Source organism: Rhizobium sp. BR 317, from assembly GCF_047445835.1.
Lineage (GTDB): Bacteria > Pseudomonadota > Alphaproteobacteria > Rhizobiales > Rhizobiaceae > Rhizobium > Rhizobium paranaense.
In genome coordinates this window covers 198,731-217,175 of the sequence record NZ_JARWLB010000010.1, presented here as the reverse complement: position 1 = coordinate 217,175, position 18,445 = coordinate 198,731, and the positions used below count along the sequence as shown (strand labels likewise).

Below are 18,445 nucleotides of genomic sequence, written 5' to 3'. Positions count from 1 at the left end.
CGATTTTCAGGTTTATGCGCTAAATTTCAGAGATGATCACATCAGCGCAACTACGCGGCGCACGCGCCATGCTCGGACTGACGACTGAGACGCTTGCCGCMGAGAGCCACCTCTCTGTAACGACGATTGAAACGCTGGAAAGCGACGTCAGCCTGGCGGATGCTAAGGCGCTTGTCGCCCTGCGTGGCGCCCTCGAAGCCCATGGCATATCGTTCCTCGCCAGCGGGAGCGACGAAGCCGGCGGCGCCGGCATTCGCTTCAAGCATTGGGCGGAAGATGGCGGCATCCGGCCGGAAAACCTGAACGCCACCAACGACGACTGAGGCTTGGAGCAATTCCAGGAAAACTGCGCAGCGGTTTTCCGTCCTGGAATTGCGTAAAAACAATAGGCTAGAGCGATTCCGCGAAGCTCTGAACCGGTCTAGGCCAGCCCCCAATTCCGAACCAGTTGCTCCGGCGCGGAGAGAGCCGCGGGCAAGATGAAGCGTTCGGTATCGTTGGCTGGCTCCCTGCCCTCGGCGACGGGACAGATCGGCAGGCCATGGCCGAAGTCGTTCAAGGTCACCAGCTCCAGCACCACATCGCCATAGTCATTGCGCCATTCGCGCCGCTCGCCGCCTTCGAACAGGCGCAACCGACCCTTGGTCTGTGGACGCTCATGCACGGCCAGCCACTGCGCCACCGACGCTTCGGCATTGCCGAACGAAACGACGTCATCATCGGTGCCATGCCAGATGGAGACCGCTGGAAAACGATCAGCATCCGGCGAAACTTCACGAACGAGTTCGGCCCATTTTTCAGCCGGGCGTGCGGCGGCTCTCTTCATCACATCCAGCGCGGACATGGCATCGCGGGCAGCGCCGAAGGGCAGACCGCCGATGACGGCGCCGGCAGCAAACAGCTCCGGATAGGTGGCAAGCAACGCCGAAGCCATGGCGCCGCCGGCCGATAGGCCCATGACGAAGATCTTGCTGTCGTCGATAGCATGCAGCCGGCGGCTGAAATCAATCATCTCGCGGATCGAACCCAGCTCGCCGCGATCGCGGGTCACCAGGCTCGGGCGGAACCAATTGAAACAGAGATTGGCATTGTTGGACTGCTTCTGCTCGGCATAGAGCACGGCGAAACCGTGCTGGCGCGCCAAGGCCGTCCAGCCGCTGGCGCGATCGAAATCCTCGGCATTCTGATGACAGCCATGCAAGACAACGACGAGCGGCATCGGACCTTTGACGCCCGTCGGCACATATTCCAGCATACGTAGATCGCCAGGGTTGCGCCCGAACCACAGAACCTCCGTCAGACGCTGCGGCGCGAGCTGCGTGGGGACGCGCCGGCGTGCCGGCTGCGATCGCGGCCGCGTCACGGGGAATTTAAGCTGTGGCAGCTCAACGGAATCAACGAGCAAACGGCGAAGCCGGCTCGGAACTTTGAAATTCATCATAGACCTTTCAAATTATCCGCGCCCACCGTAATTGACTTTATTTGGCGGGCGGGCCGCACATCGACCCCGCGGGGCAACGAGATCGAGCAATCGACTCTCCTTGTGCGATGCAGCAAATATAAGGCGGCGACACGCATTCGAGCAGGCACAAAGCGTCATTGCTGCTATGTGAAATCGGCTTAAATCGATTAGATGCCTGGTGGAAAAGGCGTCAGAGATAGGCTTTCGCAAGCGCGAGGAGCTTTGCATCCTCTTTCACGCCCTGACGATAGAGCTGTATCATCAGGGCACCCAGGCGTTCGGCTTCCTGGCTGCGGAGACTGATGCCGCGATCCACACAGACGGCACCCAATACCTTTTCCAAACGATCCAAATCGTCGGAAAACAAGGGTAAATCCTGTGGATGGATGGAGGTTTCTAACATGGCGCCGCCTCGTCCGTCGGGCAGCACGCAGATAAACTCGCCGGTGCCCGTTTGTTAAACCGACGATACAGAAAGTGACTATGCGCCCTGCCCAGAGGCTTGGCAAGCGAGGTTTTATGGGAACGGCTCTTTATCTTGAAGCGCTGCCGATTCGGAGAAATATGCTCCGCAATTCTCACAAGATTACAATTTTAAGTTACCCCATCACTAAGCCTTCACCGATGCCTGAGATAAGGGTTGGAAACGGAGGCCTACCGATGAACAAGCGCCTGATCTCGGCGACACTTTGCATGCTTCTGCTCGGCGCTGCAGGCCCGGCCCTTTCACAATCCTTTTCGGGATTGCCGCTGCGTGGTCAGCACCAGATTCCCGATGGCTATATCTCCGTGCAATCTGGGATATCGCTTTCCATCCCGATCGCTGATGGCAACGATGAAAAGCAGCAGCAGGATGCAATCAAATCCTTCTATCGCATTGCTGCCAGCAACTGCGCCGTACTGCTGGACACCATTGCCGACGATTGCCAGATTACCGGCCTTTCCAGCAACACCGATGCCACCAATATCGACGGCCGCGGGCAGAAGCTGATGGTGCGTGGTCAAATCACCATGGCGATCAAGCTGAAGCCTGCCGCCGGCGCAGGGAAGTGAATAAGGGTTCCGTGTGGCCACTCGGCAACGGGAAGCCAACGGATCGGTAAGAAATCTTGGCGATAATTTCCTCGCAATAGAGGAATGAAGCCATGGCAAAAGCGAAACGACGCACGCGGCGCAAGCCACAGCCTAAATCGGGCAATTCGATGTGGCTATGGGGCATGGTCGGTCTAGCGACAGTGGCCGGCATGTACGCCTATGAGCATCGCCGGGATATGCCTTCACTGCAGGCCCCTTCATTGCAGGCCTATGCCGGCGCCGCCGGCGTTCKGCATGTGCCGCAGGAGGCGCCGGTGCCGACTACCAAACCGAAGGTCAAAACGGCTGCCGTCATTCCCGAACGTCCGGCTTCGACGCTGCCGGTCCCTCCAAACGTAATCCCCGTTGCCATGCCGGCGAATCGGATGCTGGCCGCAGCCGCACCCGAAACCGGTGGACGGTTCGGCCTTTGCGGCGGCGAAACCGGCATCAACTGCGTCGTCGACGGCAACACCTTCTGGCAGAATGGTATCAAGATCCGCCTGGCGGACATCGATGTGCCTGACCTCGAGCCATCGCATTGCGCCGGCGAACGGCAAAAGGCCACCGCCGCGAAGCTGCGGCTGCAGGCCCTTCTCAACAACGACACCTTCGTGCTCTCCGGCAGCGGACGCGGCGACGATCAGCACGGCGGCAAATTCMGCATCGCCATGCGCGCCGGCCGATCCATCGGCGATCAGTTGGTTGCGGAAGGACTGGCCCGCCGCTGGACGGGGCAAGCAACGTCGTGGTGCAGCTAAGTCAATAAGATTTGGCTAGGATTTCAAGGAGATGAATGGTCCTGGCGAGCTGGACCACTAACAGCAGAAAGGCCGAACGATGTCCTCGCCGGCCTTCCTTGCTCCATTTCGATGCTGCCGGTACATCCGCGGTCAGCAATCAGAACTGGTTCATGAGCGAAGTATGGCGCTTCTGCGGGATTGTGCAATAGGTAAATCGGAGTAGGACGGTCGAAGGGCCGCCGTCCTCAGTGCTTCAGAAAGATCTAAGCAGGGATAGTTGTCACAGGTGAGGACGTTTCCGAACGTCGCGGCTTGACTATATTTCCGGCTGTAAAGACTTCAGCCAAATCACTTATCTGGGGCTAAGTGATTGATTTTAATGGTCGGGGCGACTGGACTCGAACCAGCGACCCCTTGACCCCCAGTCAAGTGCGCTACCGGGCTGCGCTACGCCCCGACCTGCCTAAAAGGCCTGATCCTGTTAGACTTTCGGGCATGGCAGCGCAAGAGGTAAAATCGCAGGTCCGGATAAAAATGGTATCGCGAACGCGAAAAGCCCTCGCTCTGCTGATCACCTGCATGCCCGCCGCGGCCCGTGGCTTGGCTGATATGTATTGTCCGAGGCGCGGTATGACGGGTAGCGGTCGGCACAGGCTTGCGCATGGCTGTCGTAATAGCCTTCCGTGCGCTGCCTGTTGAAGAGCGTGCCGGTCACGAAAGACTTGAACAGCACACCGCTGTCGGAATTGTCGTCATAGTAACCGTCGAAACCATGGAATTTATGGCCTTCGTGCCATTGGTTATGGCTGTGGTGTCCATGGTCGTGGACCTGGATGATGTCGGATTGCTCCGGCACCGAGAGCGCCGGCATGGTGATGGCGTCAGCCGGCATAGCGGCGCTTGCTGCCAGCAATGCACTAAAACCCACGACAGCCATCGATCTTGTGATCGTTCGCATCTGTGACTCCTTCGAATTCCAACGGCGGCAGATCAAGCAAATCTGCGTGAAAAATCTTGCCGCAGGCCACTCCGGCATTACTTCTATATAATGGCTTCGAGCCGCGCTCACAGATGCCTTTCTGCCTTTCTTCTCCAACGGATTTTCTTTGAATAAGAAGTGATTAGAAAGTTACGGCGATGAAGTCCCTGATTGCCTTTCTGCTATGTGCGCCGCTGCTTGCCGCGTGCACCACAACCGAACAATCTCTGCAGCCAATTCCCGGCAGCATCACCTATCGCGGCCAGCCGCAATTGAAGCTGACGCTATCGCCTCCAGGCACCCGTTTGCCGCACCATTTCGTCAATCAGTGGGGCCAGGATGTCTACGAAACTTACATCATCCAGCCCGATCGCAGCCTGAAGCTCGTCAGCAGGGAAACGATGACCCGGCCGTTCTAGCGACGGAGAGTTTTGGGCAATTGCTCGGCAAAGGCGTAGAAGCTGCGCCGCTTCATCTCGCGGGGTATTTTAGCTGTATTGAATGCCAGCAATAAATAAATACAATCCGCCGGTCGGGGATTACAATCGTCTGTGGCAACCGCAGTGGCGCAGACGGCTAGATCAGCGGGAAAAGCCTATGTTTTTCAAAATGATAAGCATATCTCTCCTCACCGTCGGCATGGTCACGACGGCAATGGCGGCGTCAAGCGGTCATGGCGGTGATCGCGGCGGCTGGGGCGACAGCCCGGGCGCAGACGACCCCGGCAACTATCGCAACACCATTGTCGGTGATCGCAACACGAGCAGCGCAGTGGAAAAAGACCCCAATGCGTGCTGGACGCTACCGCGCTCCGCTGATGGCAAATCGATCGTTGCGCCGAGCGAGGCGAACCCCACCGTCCCGCGCAAGTGCAACTGAGCCGGTGGGCAGCCGATCAGTGTCTTCGGGTGGCTTTTATCTCACCGCACCTGATCGAGTAGGCGCTTGCATTCCAGCAGGTCGTAAAGCGTTTCCTGCAGCAGCGCCCGATCTTCCTTGCCGACGCTCGACTTGCCGATGGAAACGTCGGGAGCCTCGTCTTCACCGGCGACGAAGTTGAAGAAGCGGCGACTGATCGGCGCTTTGGGACGGCCGACGATTTGGTCGTCGTCTGGCGAGCCGACGCGCGGCTCGGCTACGGCCGGCTCTTGCGTGGTAGCTAGCGCCTCGACGCTTGCGAGATCGCCATGACCGACGGCGATGACGAATTTGTTGCCGTTGGTCTTCAGAAGCTTCTGAACGCCTTTGATCGTATAGCCATGGTCATAAAGCAAATGGCGGATGCCGTTCAGGAGGTCGACGTCCTCAGGGCGATAGTAGCGCCGGCCGCCGCCGCGCTTCATCGGCTTGATCTGCGGGAAACGGGTTTCCCAGAAACGCAGGACATGCTGGGGCAGATCAAGGTCTTCCGCGACTTCGCTGATCGTGCGAAATGCATCCGGGCTCTTGTCCATCGTCATACTCCCACACCATGACCGCGGCGCTATCAGGCCAAATCATGCGAAACCGCATATCCGCACCGCAGCTCATCGCGATACGACTCATCATATTTCAACGGTTTGCGGGGAGAAATTCAAGTCGTCTCTTCAGCTCTTTCGCAAGCAAGCCGAAAAATAACCGCGAATAACCTGGAAAACAGCGCGCCGATGCGCACGGCACCGGCTCCGCCAATGTCTGTTTTGCTGGATCAGGAAACGGGATTTACCGGCCGGGCTTTCGCCTTGCGGCTGGCATGGGCTTTCAGGATGCGCGTCTTGAGGACGTTGGACGCCTTGAACGTCATGACACGGCGCGGAGAGATCGGCACTTCTTCGCCGGTCTTCGGATTTCGACCGATGCGTTCGTTCTTGTCGCGCACCTGAAACGTCGCGAAGGAGGAGAGTTTTACAGTTTCGCCACGCACGATGGCGTTGCAAATTTCGTCGATCACCGTTTCGACCAGTTCCGCCGATTCAGTCCGGGACAGACCGACTTTCCGGAATACCGACTCTGCCAAGTCCGCGCGCGTCACTGTCTTGCCGGTCATAGTTCCCCGCCCATATTGCTACGTAATTATATTCAAGCTGCAAGAGACTATTGCCCTTGCACCAAACGGTCAAGCTCTTGTTAGGAATCGGATTTTAGAGACGAGGCCTACCAGCGCACCAGGACGGCGCCCCAGGTAAAACCGCCGCCCATGGCTTCCAGCATCACCAGATCGCCCTTCTTGATCCGGCCGTCGCCTGCCGCTACGGCAAGCGCGAGCGGGATCGAGGCTGCTGAAGTATTGCCATGGAGATCCACGGTAACCACAACCTTCTCGGGAGCAATTCCGAGCTTTTTAGCCGACCCGTCGATGATGCGGCGGTTCGCCTGATGCGGCACCAGCCAGTCGAGATCATCGGCCGTCACTTTTGCCGCTTCGAAGGTGGCCTGGATGACATCGGTGATCATGCCGACGGCATGTTTGAACACTTCCCGGCCCGCCATATGCAACACGCCGACCGTTCCTGTCGAGGAAGGGCCGCCGTCGACGTAAAGCTTGTCCTTGTGTGCACCGTCGGAGCGCAGGCTGGCCGTCAGCACGCCGCGATCGCTGCTGGCGCCGGTCCCCTCGCCCGCTTCGAGGATGAGCGCACCGGCGCCGTCGCCGAAGAGGACGCAGGTCGTGCGGTCCGTCCAGTCGAGAATGCGGGAGAATGTTTCGGCGCCGATGACAAGCACGCGCTTGGCGACGCCGCCACGAATGTAAGCGTCGGCTGTCGTCACCGCATAGACGAAGCCCGAACACACGGCCTGGAGATCGAAGGCGAAGCCATGATGCATGCCCAGACGGTTCTGGATGTTCACCGCGGTGGCGGGAAAGGTATTGTCCGGCGTCGAGGTGGCGACGATGATCAGGTCGATATCGTCAGTCGTGAGGCCGGCATTGGCAAGGGCTGACCGCGCCGCCTGCTCACCGAGCGAGGCAGTGGTCTCACCTTCGCCGGCAATGTAACGCTGGCGGATGCCGGTGCGCTGGACAATCCAGTCGTCGCTCGTGTCGACGACTTGCTCCAAATCGCGATTGGTCATGACGCGCTTGGGAAGCGCCGATCCAAATCCGCGAACAACTGAACGGATCATTCTTGTTATACCCCGTCGCTCATGCCGCTTCCGGTCCGATCGGCGGCTGCCGTTTGGCATGATATTTTTTCAGATCGTTGTCGATTTTTTGGGTGAGGCCATTCTTGGCCATGTCATAGCCGACATCGATGGCGGCCGCGAAGGCCTCGGCGTTGGCGCCACCGTGGCTCTTGATGACGATGCCGTTGAGGCCGAGGAAGACGCCGCCGTTGACCTTGCTCGGATCAAGCTTCTCGCGCAGCAGATCGAAGGCGCCCTTGGCGAAGATATAGCCTATGCGGGCCAGCAGCGTCCGGCTCATGGCCGCGCGTAGATAAGCGCCGATCTGCTTTGCCGTACCCTCGGCCGCCTTCAATGCGATATTGCCGGAAAAACCCTCCGTCACGACCACATCGACCGTACCCTTGCCGATATCGTCGCCCTCGACGAAGCCGAAATATTCGAGCGATTCGAGGTTGGCTTCGCGGATCAGGCGGCCGGCTTCCTTGACGTCTTCCTGGCCCTTGATTTCTTCGACGCCGACATTCAGGAGACCAATGGTCGGCCGTTCGATTTCGAAGAGTGCGCGCGCCATGGCACCACCCATCAGGGCGAAATCCAGCAATTGCTGTGAATCGGCGCCGATGGTCGCGCMGACATCGAGCACGATGCTTTCGCCGCGCAGCGTCGGCCAGATCGCGGCGATCGCGGGACGTTCGATGTTGGCCATGGTGCGCAAACAGAACTTCGCCATGGCCATCAGCGCACCGGTATTGCCGGCGGAAACGACGACATCTGCATCGCCGACCTTCACCGCCTCGATCGAGCGCCACATGCTGGAGATATAGCGGCCGCGGCGCAGGGCCTGGCTCGGCTTTTCATCCATGCTGATGGCGACATCGCATTCGTGAAAGACGGATTTTTCCCGAAGTTTCGGATATTTGCCGAGGATCGCTTCGCAACGATCCTTCTGGCCGTACATGACGAACGTAATATCGGGATGCCTATCCAGCGCCTTGGCCGCGCCAGGAATGACAACCTCAGGGCCGAAGTCGCCACCCATTAGGTCAAGAGAAATTCTGATCACGCGTCCCTAGTCCTTTTTGTCCGCCGGACCCGGCGAATTTGGCGTCAAAATACCGGTTTCTCCTCGCGTTACAACTGAATTGTGTTCAATTGCCAGAGGGGTCTATTCCTTTTTCCAGTCTTTCAGGACAGCGAAAGGCGACGGTTTCTTGTCATCTTCGCCACTGTCCTCGATGTGGCCTTCGAACTCGATCCCGGGCTTGCGCGGATAGGGATCGATGGCAAGCGCTGCAAATTCTGCGACGACGGCGCCGGCATCGATCGTATCACCGGTGAAGGTTTCCGGAAGATCCGGACCGTCGGGATCGAGCACCATTTCGCCGGCATCCAAGGCCGGCGCCCGGGCCAGCTTCGAATCCTCKGGGATGAAAATGTGTTCGAAATCCTCGTCGATCTCCGATTCGACCGGCTCCAGCGTGACCACGCAAGCCTGAACGATCTTCGCGTGGACATTGCCCTTGATGCGGACACCGTCGCGCTTCCAGCGGGAGATCTTCAATTCCGCTGTGAGTTTCTCGACGGAAAGTACGTCCCAAAGCGCGGCCAAGCCGACAAGCTCTCTCTTGTCGGCCTCGAGATGCACGTCCACCGGGTTGGCGGAGATGTGGCCGACCTTCACGGGATAGGAAAAGGGTGTTTCGTCGGAGTTGGGTCTTTTCATTTTTGTCTCCTAAAGTACGTCTTTGCCGATATCGGATGCGGCCTTGCCGATCTCGGGTGGCTGCGGGAGCGTTGCGGAGCCGGTGGCGATCTCGGTTTCCGCGATCCCCGACAGATGCGCCTCGGCGGTCATCATCCAATCCGCCAGGCCGATCATCGAGGGAGCTTCCTCGCCTGCCTTGGGATAGATATTGCGCCGGAGGGCAGCGGCCAGTGCGTCACGGTCGTTCCCGTCCATCGCGGCAGCGTAGCTTTCCAGCCGTCCGTAAAACATGCCGGCCAGTTTCTTCATCCGCTTCGGTACGCTGTTATCGCCAATTCCGAGTTCGCGGATCGAATAATCGATATCCTCAAAAAAGGCATCGACGATTTCCTGCGCAAGCTCCTGACCGCTGGTTTCCGAAGAACGTGTACGGCGGAAAAACAGGATCATCACCGCCGACAGCAGCTCGAAACGCCCCATGACCGAATCCGGCACATCGTAGTCCGTATAGAAAACCGGCTGGCGCGCCATCGAGGTCAGGGTGTCATATTGCCTGACGACGATGATCTGGTTGTGATTTCTTTTGCGGAAGAGCCCAAAAATCATGAAAATTCCCGGAATTGGCTCATTCAGAGCGCCCCGTTGCGCTTGGCCTTGTTGCATCCACTTGAAAGCTGGTTTACCGAAGCAGGCGCGAATTGCAATGCCGTTTGTGCCCGCTTCAAAGGTCCCGCCCCAAGCCGTCGTCACTCCCGTGCATGATTGGTTATGAAGAGTGCCGAACAACATCGCTGTGTCTTCCGCAATCGCGGAATGGCCACAATGATGTGCACAGCAAGGTCACATCGGCCGTTCGGCCATCGGTTTGATTCATTAGGGGAGATGAGATGTCGTTGACGAGACGGTATTTCAAGTCTGACAGGACTTTCATCAGCAGTGCCGCTATCGCTCTGGTGATTGCCACCGCGGGGCTCGCGGGCTGCCAGACCAGCGAGGTCATGAACAACGGCTACATCTTCGACCAGCAATCGCTCAATCTCGTGCCTGTCGGCTCGAGCCGCGAGCAGGTGCTGCTTTCGCTCGGCACGCCGTCGACGACGGCGACCTTCGATGGCGAAGTCTTCTATTACATCTCCCAGAAGCGCACGCGCGCTGTGGCCTTCATGAAGCCGAAGCTGGTCGACCAGAACATCCTGGCGATTTATTTCGACAAGGACGGCATTGTGAAGCAGGAAGCCAACTACACGCTGAAGGACGGCAAGGTCTTCGACATGATCAGCCGCACGACGCCAACCGGCGGCCGCGACATGACCTTCCTACAACAGATCCTGCAGGGCGGCGGCAACGGCATCAACGGCGCGAAGAACTTCCTCAACAACCTCAACGCCGGCCAGTAAACCGGCGAGATCACATCAAAAAACCCGCGAAGCGCAGGCTTCGCGGGTTTTTCATTTGTATGACGCCCTCGCCCTTATCCGGCGAGAATGGCCAGCAGCAGCAGCGCGACGATATTGGTGATCTTGATCGCCGGATTGACGGCGGGGCCGGCCGTGTCCTTGTAGGGATCGCCGACGGTATCACCCGTGACGGAAGCCTTGTGCGCCTCCGAACCCTTCAGGTGACGCACGCCGTCCTTGTCGACAAAACCGTCTTCGAAGCTCTTCTTGGCATTGTCCCAGGCACCGCCGCCCGACGTCATGGAAATGGCGACGAACAGGCCGTTGATGATGACGCCCAGCAAGGAAGCGCCGAGCGCAGCAAAGGCCGACGCTTTCGAGCCGGAGATCAGCAGCACGCCGAAATAGACGACGATCGGTGCCAGTACCGGCAGCAGCGACGGAACGATCATCTCACGAATGGCGGCCTTGGTCAGAAGGTCGACCGCGCGGCCGTAATCGGGACGCTCAGTGCCCTTCATGATACCCGGCTTTTCGCGGAACTGCTTGCGCACCTCTTCGACGATCGCACCGGCCGCGCGGCCGACGGCCGTCATGGCGATGCCGCCGAAAAGATAGGGAATCAGACCACCGAACAACAGGCCGGCGACGACGTAGGGGTTGGAGAGATCGAAGGAAATCGTGCCCACATCTTTGAAATAAGGGAATAGGTCGCCATGGGCCGCGAAATATTTCAAGTCGTTCGAATAGGCCGCGAAGAGCACCAGCGCTCCGAGGCCGGCCGAGCCGATGGCATAGCCTTTCGTCACCGCTTTGGTGGTATTGCCAACCGCATCCAGCGCATCGGTCGATTTGCGCACTTCTGGCGGAAGATGCGACATTTCGGCGATGCCGCCGGCGTTGTCGGTGACCGGACCGAAGGCGTCGAGCGCAACGATCATGCCAGCAAGGCCGAGCATGGCGGTGACCGCAATGCCGATGCCGAATAGGCCGCCGAGCTGATAGGTGGCCAGAATGCCGCCGACGATGACTATTGCTGGCAGCGCCGTCGATTCGAGTGAAACGGCGAGGCCCTGGATGACGTTGGTGCCATGGCCGGTGACCGAGGCCTGGGCGATGGAATTGACCGGGCGCTTGTTGGTGCCGGTGTAATATTCAGTGATGACGACGATCAGCGCCGTGACGATCAGACCGACGATACCGCAGGCGAACAGCTTCGCGCCGGTGACTTCGTAGCCTGCGGCGGCGCCAACCGAACCCCAGCCGACGGTCAGCGACGTGGCGACCCCGAGACCGATGATCGACAGGAGGCCCGTGGCAATCAGGCCCTTGTAAAGCGCGCCCATGATCGAGCCGTTTGCGCCGAGCTTGACGAAGAAGGTGCCGATGATCGAGGTGATGATGCAGGTGCCGCAGACGGCCAGCGGATAGATCATGGCCGAGGCGAGAGCCGGCGTGCCGGCAAAGAAGATTGCAGCCAGAACMATGGTGGCCACGACGGAGACCGCATAGGTTTCGAAGAGGTCGGCAGCCATGCCGGCGCAGTCGCCGACATTGTMGCCGACGTTATCGGCGATGGTTGCGGGATTGCGCGGATCGTCTTCGGGAATGCCTGCTTCCACCTTGCCGACGAGGTCGCCGCCGACATCCGCACCCTTGGTGAAGATACCGCCGCCGAGACGAGCGAAGATCGAAATCAGCGAAGCGCCGAAACCGAGCGCCACCAACGCATCGATGACGTCGCGCGAGCCCGGCTCATGGCCGAGAATGCCGGTCAGCACATAGAAATAGATGGAGACGCCGAGCAGAGCGAGGCCGGCGACCAGCATGCCGGTGATGGCGCCGGACTTGAAAGCGATGTCGAGACCGGCCGACAGGCTATGCGAGGAGGCCTGCGCGGTGCGGACATTGGCGCGCACGGAGACATGCATGCCGATAAAACCGGCGGCACCAGATAGAATGGCGCCGATCAGGAAACCGATGGCGGCTTCGCCCGACAGGAGCAGCCAGGCCAGGATGAAAACGATGACGCCGACAATGGCAATGGTTCTGTATTGACGCGCCAGATAGGCTTGCGCGCCTTCTCGGATATAGCCTGCAATTTCCTGCATGCGTGCGTTACCCTGATCGGCGGCAAGCACCGACCGGGTTGCCCAGACGGCGTAGATCACCGAGAGCAGTCCGCACGCGATCACTCCTAAAAGAATCGACATTTCGCTTTTTCCCTCCAAAAAAGCCGGCGGTTCACTCCCCCTCCGGCCGCCCGCGACAACGGCCGCCCCCTCCTCCAAAGGGGGTCGGCAAATGTGCAAGGCGAGATTGCGTTTGGGAAAACGTCGCGTCAAGACCGCCCGCGGGTAAAACACCCGAAGGAGGTTCAAAAGAATGTCGCTTGGTGAAATGAGGCGCGAGCGAAGGAAACGAAAATGGCCGGGATCAAGAACCGGCCTGTCATCGGACCTTATTTCTTGGCTTCGCCGCGGACCTGCTTGGCGATTCGATCGAGCACGGCATTGACGAGCTTCGGCTCATCCTCTTCAAAAAAGGCGTGAGCGATCTCGACATATTCGGTGACGATGACCGGGACCGGCACGTCCTTTCGGTCGAGAAGCTCGAAAGTGCCGGCACGCAGGATGGCGCGCACGGTGCTGTCGAGGCGCGACAATGCCCAATCATCCTGCAGGGCGGAGCCGATCAGCGGATCGAGCCGGGTCTGCTCGCGCACGACGCCGGAGACGATGGAGCGGAACCAGGATGCGTCGGCCTTCAGATAGGTCTCGCCGTCCAGCTCCTGTCCGAGACGGTGCGCCTCATATTCGGCCACCACCTCCAACACGCCAGTACCGCCGATATCCATCTGATAGAGCGCCTGAACGGCGGCAAGGCGTGCTGCGCCCCGCTGGTTCGCGGTCTTTGCCGGTCGCTCGTTATCCTGATTGCTCATGTATTATGCACCCAACTTCTCTTTCAGCGCGATCATGGTCAGCGCCGCACGGGCAGCGAAGCCGCCCTTGTCCTTGTCCGAACGGCGCGCACGCGCCCAAGCCTGCTCGTCATTCTCGACGGTGAGGATACCATTGCCGATCGCGAGGGATTCGCTGACAGCCAGATCCATCAGCGCACGCGAGGATTCATTGGCGACGATATCGAAATGATAGGTCTCGCCGCGGATAACCATTCCGAGAGCGACATAGCCGTCATAAACAACGTTACCATTGTCGCCGCCATCGAGCGCCATGGCAATCGCAGCAGGAATCTCCAGGGCGCCGGGCACGGTGACGATGTCATAGCTCGCGCCCGCCTCGTCGAGAGCGGTCTTGGCGCCGTCGAGCAGAGCATCGGCCATATCGTCATAGAAGCGAGCTTCGACGATAAGGATATGAGCATTGGAAGAGCTGGTMATACATCACCTGCGATTTGAGAGGGCGCGGCACCTTGTTAGGCCGGGTCAAACCACGGCGGGCCGCACTTGGCAAGTGTTTTTCGGATGCCTGCGCTGATTCTAACTCCGATTTGAGGAACATTGATCTGTGCCAGAAATTGTATCTTCCGCCAGCTCACTCGCTTCGCTAATAATTTGGTCCTGGCAGGGAGAAACCCGATGGCAGAGAAAACAAGACACGCTGTCAACCTTGGCGAGCTACAGCTCGATCATTGGCAGCAGGGAGATTTTTTTGCGGGCAGTGATGTCTCCTTCGGGGCTCTGCTCGGGCTGAAGGATCTCGGCATCAGCTACAATGAAGTGCCGCCTGGCAAATCCGGCTGTCCATTTCACAATCATCACGTCGAAGAAGAGCTCTTCGTCATCCTCGACGGCGAAGGCGAATATCGCATTGGGAGCGAGCGTATCCTGGTCGCGAAGGGCGATGTATTGGGGGCACCCGCCGGTGGGCATGACACCGCCCATCAGCTCATCAATATCGGCCCGGGCGTGCTGATCTATCTCGTCATCTCGACCAAGGCCCCAACAGAGATCGTCGAATATCCGGACTCCGGCAAGTTCATGGCGAAAACCAATCGGGCCGGCGAGGCGCCGCGGCGCTTCAGCTTCATCGGACGCGAAGGCGGTGCGGTGGATTATTGGGACGGTGAACCGGGAGCATAAACGGATGCGCATGAATGCAGAAATGGCAGACAAGAAGGAAGCCGCTCCCGCCATGACCATAATTCCGACATTGATGACCGAACGCCTCATCCTCCGCTCTCATCGATTGGAGGATTTCGAAGAATATACCGCCTTCTGGTCGCAGGAGGACCTTGTCCGTTATATCGGCGGCGAGACCTCGACGCGCGAACAGGCCTGGTCGCGAATGTTGCGTTATGCCGGCATGTGGCATCATCTGGGTTTCGGTTTCTTTGCTGTCGAAGAGCGTCATAGCGGCCGCTTCATCGGTGAAGTCGGCTTCCTCGACCTGCATCGCGACATGTACCCGACCACTACGGAAGGCACTTTGGAAGCTGGTTGGGGGATCACACCGGCGCTGCAGGGCAAAGGCTATGCGACGGAAGCCGTCAGCGCGGCAATCGCCTGGGCCGAAGAGACATTCCCAGGCCGACGCATGACCTGCATCATCGACCCGGAAAACGCGCCATCACAGCGCGTCGCCGAAAAGGTCGGCTTCCGCCGGATCGGCGAAGTGTTCTACAAGGACAAGCCCAACGTCATGTTCGAGCGGTAATGGCGGAAAGGTCGGTATCTGCAAGGATATCGACGGCACGGTCGAAGATTTTCTGATCGACGTGTCCCGCCCCCGGAACGATTTCCAGCTTCCAGGCAAGGGCCTGATCGAGCTCGCTGGAGATTTGTTTGCAGAGCTCGTAGTGCCACAATCCGCGAGCAAGGCGATGAGGGCCTTGCGCCATAGCCTCTTCAGTGCGGGGAAGATCGAATGCGGTGCTGTCCGCGTCCGCTTCGCCGAGCAAGATCGTCAGCCGCCGTCCGAAATATCGTCTCAGAAAGCTTTCATCCAGATCAAGGCCACCCATGCCACTGGGGTAATCGCGCTTCAGGTCCGGCAACATGTAGATGCCGCAGTTGGAAGCGATTGCTTGATCGACTGCGGTGGCTTGGTTGAGAGCGAGATATCGCAATACGAACTGCGAGCCCGCGGAATTGCCGAACATTCCAAATGTGCTGCGGCTGGAGTTCAATCCGCTTCGAACATATTGGAATAACCGATCGATAATGCCGAACGTCCAGTGCTCCCGTGCCAAGACGATTTTGCGTGGCGGCGCGAGCCTGACATTGCCGTAGTTGTAGGCATAGAAGTCGGGGAACGCATCGCTGTCAAATTCCGGCACCAAGACGATCATCCCATGCTGATCCGCTTGCTTTGCCAGCACATCCCTAAAGTCCGATGCCGCGCGATCAAGCCCATGAAGGGCAATGACAAAGCGGGGATTTGGAACCGATGTCTTTGGCCGGAAATAGAAGATCCTCATTGAGCGTCGCGAGCCTGCGGCTTGATCGGAGAACACAAAATGCCCGGAACCTTCGCCCATTTGAAAGCTGCTCATCTCTATTCCCTTGGAAATTCATAGGTCGTCTTAAAGCAACTCGCGACTATTGCTGATCAAGCGATTTTGCATCCTGTATTGGCGACCGCAGAATAGGGAATTTTGCCATTGCCGCAATGACAGTTCAGAGCGCAATCCAGCCGCTCGTAGTCTTGCGTGGTAGTCAGTAGCTTTGCAGGATAACTCCGACAAAAAAGCCGCCATCGAACTGATGGCGGCGGATAATGCGCGCGATTGAGGGCGTCTTGGATCAGCTTTCGCGCGCGACCGGGAATTCCGCCAGCCGGGCGGCGTAGCGGGCCATGGTGTCGACTTCGAAATTGACGAAGTCGCCGGCCTTGCGTTCGCCCCAGGTCGTGACCTCCAGCGTGTGGCGGATCAGGAGTACGTCGAAATCGGTGCCGTCGACGGCGTTGACCGTCAGTGACGTGCCGTCGAGCGCGATCGAGCCCTTGGGAGCGACGAATTTGGCGAGATGGGAGGGAGCACGCAGGCGAAAGCGGGTGGCGTCGCCTTCCGTCGTCACAGACAGGATCTCCGCCTTGCCGTCGACATGGCCGGAGACGATGTGGCCGCCGAGTTCATCGCCGATCTTCAGCGAGCGCTCTAGATTGATACTGCTGCCGGCCTCCCAGGTGCCGATGGTGGTCAGCCGCAAGGCTTCTTCCCAGGCCTCCACTTCGAACCAGCGGCCGTTGCTGCCGGCTTCGGGCAGGCCGGTCACCGTCAAGCAGATTCCGGAATGGGAGATCGAGGCACCCATATCGATCGTTGCCGGATCGTAATTGGTGGCGACGCGCAGCTTGATGCCTTCTTTGAGAGGGGAAACGGATTCGACCTTGCCGATATCGGTGACAATTCCGGTAAACATCAAAAACCTCTTTCAAATTCGTCGCAGCGATCATCGCCAAACTGGCTCGCGCGGATATGCCTGAAACTGGGTGGGATATTGGTCTTCGTGATCGGCGATTCAATACCGCCCTCGCCGATCGTCGCCGGCCCCTGGTACAGAAGGATGCGGTCGACGAGATCGGCGGCAAGAAAGCGCTGCGCCGTCCTTGCGCCGCCCTCGACCAGCAGAGAGGAGATGCCGCGCGTTCCCAGCGCTTCAAGCAGTTCCCCCGGTTCGCCGGAATTGGATTGCAGCACTTCGGCGCCTGCGGCATCCAGCGCGGCGCGGCGGCCCAGGAAGGCCTTGTCGGTATTCTCATCAAAGGGCGGCGGATCACCGGCGACGACCATGAGACCATACTGAGACGCCGTCTTTACAAGCTTGCTGCCGAGCGGAAGCTGAAGCTGGTCGTCGATGACGATGCGCAATGGGCTACGGCTTTCCAGCCCCGGGAGACGACAGGTMAATTCCGGATCGTCTGCCATCGCCGTGCCGATGCCGACGAGAATGGCGTCACTTTCGGCTCTGAGCACCTGTACCTGAGCGCGGGCGATATCGCCGGTGATGCGCACCTGTCCTTCGCCTGTCTTGCCAATCATCCCATCTGCCGAAACAGCAAGCTTGAGAGTCACATACGGCCGGTTTCTCGTCTGACGCGTGAGGTAGCCGGCAAGCGCGCGCTTGCCTTCCTCCTCGAGAATACCGGCATCAACCTCGATCCCCGCATCTCGCAGCAGCGCGATGCCGCGGCCGGAAACGCGTTGATCGGGATCGGTGACGCTGATGACGACGCGGGCGACGCCGTAGGCGATAAGCGCCTCGGCGCAGGGCGGCGTCTTGCCGTGGTGGGAACAGGGTTCGAGCGTGACGTAAGCCGTGGCTCCCCTCGCCGCCTCGCCGGCCTCGGCCAAAGCCTGCGGCTCGGCATGCGGCCTGCCGCTAAGCGCGGTCACGGCGCGGCCGATGACGGCACCATCCTTGACGATCAGGCACCCGACGGATGGGTTGGTTGAGGTAAGCCCCAGATGCGTGCGCGACAGACGGATCGCCGCGGCCATGAAACGCTCGTCTTCAGGCCGGAGCGCCATGGTCAGGGGTCCAGCGGATCGCGGGCGATCTTGGCGTTGATCTCGGTAATCACCTGCTCGAAATCCTCCGCATGCGAGAAATCGCGATAGACGGAAGCATAGCGCACGAAGGCGACATCATCGAGGCTCTTCAAGGCTTCGAGCACCTGCAGGCCGATCTGTTCCGAGCTGATTTCCGTCTCGCCGGAGCTTTCCAGGCGGCGGACGATGCCGGAGACGGCACGTTCGATGCGATCACGGTCGACGGGGCGTTTGCGCAGCGCGATCTCGAAGGAGCGCACCAACTTGTCCCGGTCGAACGGCACTTTGCGGCCGGTCTTCTTGATGACCATCAGCTCGCGCAGTTGCACGCGCTCGAAGGTCGTGAAGCGGCCGCCGCAATCCGGACAAATACGCCGACGGCGGATGGACGTGTTGTCCTCCGCCGGGCGTGAATCCTTGACCTGGGTATCTTCCGAACCGCAATAAGGGCAGCGCATG

Annotated in this window: 24 protein-coding genes and 1 tRNA gene; 8 read left to right on the top strand and 17 right to left on the bottom strand. The window is 59.3% G+C overall.

Features of this window, described 5'->3' with window-relative positions; all coding sequences use genetic code 11:
• Window positions 1-32 precede the first annotated feature (32 nt).
• Window positions 33-323 carry a helix-turn-helix domain-containing protein gene (locus QD357_RS17990; protein WP_107107695.1) on the top strand — a complete coding sequence of 97 codons (291 nt, stop codon included), beginning with the start codon at window positions 33-35 and terminating at the stop codon, window positions 321-323.
• A 98-nt stretch (window positions 324-421) separates the two neighbouring features.
• On the opposite strand, the gene QD357_RS17985 is transcribed toward QD357_RS17990, so the two are convergent.
• Window positions 422-1,438, bottom strand: coding sequence for an alpha/beta hydrolase family esterase (locus tag QD357_RS17985; protein ID WP_107108109.1), 1,017 nt, complete (start codon window positions 1,436-1,438; stop codon window positions 422-424).
• 214 nt (window positions 1,439-1,652) lie between these two features.
• The gene (locus tag QD357_RS17980; protein WP_107107694.1) at window positions 1,653-1,865 is read right to left on the bottom strand and encodes a hypothetical protein; all 213 of its coding nucleotides are present in this window, start codon (window positions 1,863-1,865) and stop codon (window positions 1,653-1,655) included.
• Window positions 1,866-2,122: 257 nt separating this feature from the next.
• Between QD357_RS17980 and QD357_RS17975 the strand changes: the two genes are divergently transcribed.
• Together QD357_RS17975 and QD357_RS17970 are read left to right on the top strand one after the other, a co-directional pair.
• Window positions 2,123-2,515, top strand: coding sequence for a hypothetical protein (locus QD357_RS17975; RefSeq protein WP_107107693.1), 393 nt, complete (start codon window positions 2,123-2,125; stop codon window positions 2,513-2,515).
• A gap of 92 nt (window positions 2,516-2,607) precedes the next feature.
• Window positions 2,608-3,297, top strand: coding sequence for a thermonuclease family protein (locus tag QD357_RS17970; RefSeq protein ID WP_414124654.1), 690 nt, complete (start codon window positions 2,608-2,610; stop codon window positions 3,295-3,297).
• A gap of 362 nt (window positions 3,298-3,659) precedes the next feature.
• Here the strand turns inward: QD357_RS17970 and QD357_RS17965 are convergent.
• Together QD357_RS17965 and QD357_RS17960 are read right to left on the bottom strand one after the other, a co-directional pair.
• Window positions 3,660-3,736, bottom strand: a tRNA-Pro gene (locus QD357_RS17965).
• A 114-nt stretch (window positions 3,737-3,850) separates the two neighbouring features.
• Window positions 3,851-4,237, bottom strand: a complete 387-nt coding sequence (locus QD357_RS17960) for a BA14K family protein (protein ID WP_107107691.1) — start codon at window positions 4,235-4,237, stop codon at window positions 3,851-3,853.
• 179 nt (window positions 4,238-4,416) lie between these two features.
• Between QD357_RS17960 and QD357_RS17955 the strand changes: the two genes are divergently transcribed.
• Window positions 4,417-4,677 carry a hypothetical protein gene (locus QD357_RS17955; protein ID WP_107107690.1) on the top strand — a complete coding sequence of 87 codons (261 nt, stop codon included), beginning with the start codon at window positions 4,417-4,419 and terminating at the stop codon, window positions 4,675-4,677.
• Window positions 4,678-4,855: 178 nt separating this feature from the next.
• Entirely contained in the window at window positions 4,856-5,137 is a 282-nt protein-coding gene (locus QD357_RS17950; RefSeq protein ID WP_107107689.1) for a hypothetical protein, read from the top strand.
• A gap of 41 nt (window positions 5,138-5,178) precedes the next feature.
• Here QD357_RS17950 and QD357_RS17945 read toward each other — a convergent pair whose 3' ends face one another.
• The 6 genes from QD357_RS17945 to QD357_RS17920 form a co-directional block, all read right to left on the bottom strand.
• Window positions 5,179-5,718, bottom strand: a complete 540-nt coding sequence (locus QD357_RS17945) for a MerR family transcriptional regulator (protein WP_107107688.1) — start codon at window positions 5,716-5,718, stop codon at window positions 5,179-5,181.
• Window positions 5,719-5,945: 227 nt separating this feature from the next.
• The gene (locus QD357_RS17940; protein ID WP_107107687.1) at window positions 5,946-6,284 is read right to left on the bottom strand and encodes an integration host factor subunit alpha; all 339 of its coding nucleotides are present in this window, start codon (window positions 6,282-6,284) and stop codon (window positions 5,946-5,948) included.
• Window positions 6,285-6,391: 107 nt separating this feature from the next.
• Window positions 6,392-7,363: a beta-ketoacyl-ACP synthase III gene (locus QD357_RS17935; RefSeq protein ID WP_107107686.1), complete on the bottom strand. Its 972-nt coding sequence runs from the start codon at window positions 7,361-7,363 to the stop codon at window positions 6,392-6,394.
• A gap of 19 nt (window positions 7,364-7,382) precedes the next feature.
• Entirely contained in the window at window positions 7,383-8,429 is a 1,047-nt protein-coding gene (plsX, locus tag QD357_RS17930; protein WP_414124653.1) for a phosphate acyltransferase PlsX, read from the bottom strand.
• A 102-nt stretch (window positions 8,430-8,531) separates the two neighbouring features.
• Window positions 8,532-9,089 carry a YceD family protein gene (locus QD357_RS17925; RefSeq protein ID WP_107107684.1) on the bottom strand — a complete coding sequence of 186 codons (558 nt, stop codon included), beginning with the start codon at window positions 9,087-9,089 and terminating at the stop codon, window positions 8,532-8,534.
• Between the two features lie 9 nt (window positions 9,090-9,098).
• A complete protein-coding gene (locus tag QD357_RS17920; protein WP_181316029.1) occupies window positions 9,099-9,734 on the bottom strand; it encodes a ubiquinol-cytochrome C chaperone family protein in 636 nt (211 codons plus the stop codon).
• Between the two features lie 224 nt (window positions 9,735-9,958).
• Here QD357_RS17920 and QD357_RS17915 point away from each other — a divergent pair, with 224 nt between their 5' ends.
• Entirely contained in the window at window positions 9,959-10,468 is a 510-nt protein-coding gene (locus QD357_RS17915; protein WP_107107682.1) for an outer membrane protein assembly factor BamE, read from the top strand.
• 74 nt (window positions 10,469-10,542) lie between these two features.
• On the opposite strand, the gene QD357_RS17910 is transcribed toward QD357_RS17915, so the two are convergent.
• The 3 genes from QD357_RS17910 to ribH form a co-directional block, all read right to left on the bottom strand.
• Window positions 10,543-12,681: a sodium-translocating pyrophosphatase gene (locus QD357_RS17910; RefSeq protein WP_414124652.1), complete on the bottom strand. Its 2,139-nt coding sequence runs from the start codon at window positions 12,679-12,681 to the stop codon at window positions 10,543-10,545.
• A 248-nt stretch (window positions 12,682-12,929) separates the two neighbouring features.
• The gene (nusB, locus tag QD357_RS17905; RefSeq protein ID WP_107107680.1) at window positions 12,930-13,412 is read right to left on the bottom strand and encodes a transcription antitermination factor NusB; all 483 of its coding nucleotides are present in this window, start codon (window positions 13,410-13,412) and stop codon (window positions 12,930-12,932) included.
• A 3-nt stretch (window positions 13,413-13,415) separates the two neighbouring features.
• Window positions 13,416-13,814 (bottom strand): 6,7-dimethyl-8-ribityllumazine synthase, encoded by a 399-nt coding sequence (ribH, locus tag QD357_RS17900; RefSeq protein ID WP_414124651.1) that lies wholly within the window; start codon window positions 13,812-13,814, stop codon window positions 13,416-13,418.
• Between the two features lie 255 nt (window positions 13,815-14,069).
• Here ribH and QD357_RS17895 point away from each other — a divergent pair, with 255 nt between their 5' ends.
• The gene (locus QD357_RS17895; RefSeq protein ID WP_107107678.1) at window positions 14,070-14,573 is read left to right on the top strand and encodes a cupin domain-containing protein; all 504 of its coding nucleotides are present in this window, start codon (window positions 14,070-14,072) and stop codon (window positions 14,571-14,573) included.
• Between the two features lie 4 nt (window positions 14,574-14,577).
• The gene (locus QD357_RS17890; protein ID WP_107107677.1) at window positions 14,578-15,147 is read left to right on the top strand and encodes a GNAT family N-acetyltransferase; all 570 of its coding nucleotides are present in this window, start codon (window positions 14,578-14,580) and stop codon (window positions 15,145-15,147) included.
• Here QD357_RS17890 and QD357_RS17885 read toward each other — a convergent pair.
• From QD357_RS17885 to nrdR, 4 genes are all read right to left on the bottom strand, one after another.
• On the bottom strand, window positions 15,131-15,985 hold the full coding sequence (locus QD357_RS17885) for a hypothetical protein (protein WP_107107676.1): 855 nt from the start codon (window positions 15,983-15,985) through the stop codon (window positions 15,131-15,133). The two genes, QD357_RS17890 and QD357_RS17885, sit on opposite strands and share 17 nt — an antisense overlap.
• A gap of 250 nt (window positions 15,986-16,235) precedes the next feature.
• Entirely contained in the window at window positions 16,236-16,856 is a 621-nt protein-coding gene (locus QD357_RS17880) for a riboflavin synthase (protein WP_107107675.1), read from the bottom strand.
• Window positions 16,856-17,965 (bottom strand): bifunctional diaminohydroxyphosphoribosylaminopyrimidine deaminase/5-amino-6-(5-phosphoribosylamino)uracil reductase RibD, encoded by a 1,110-nt coding sequence (gene ribD, locus QD357_RS17875; protein WP_414124650.1) that lies wholly within the window; start codon window positions 17,963-17,965, stop codon window positions 16,856-16,858. Before ribD ends, QD357_RS17880 begins: the two co-directional genes overlap by 1 nt.
• Window positions 17,966-17,967: 2 nt before the next feature.
• Complete coding sequence (nrdR, locus tag QD357_RS17870; protein ID WP_028753312.1) at window positions 17,968-18,444, bottom strand: transcriptional regulator NrdR; 477 nt, start codon at window positions 18,442-18,444, stop codon at window positions 17,968-17,970.
• Between the last annotated feature and the right edge of the window lies 1 nt (window position 18,445).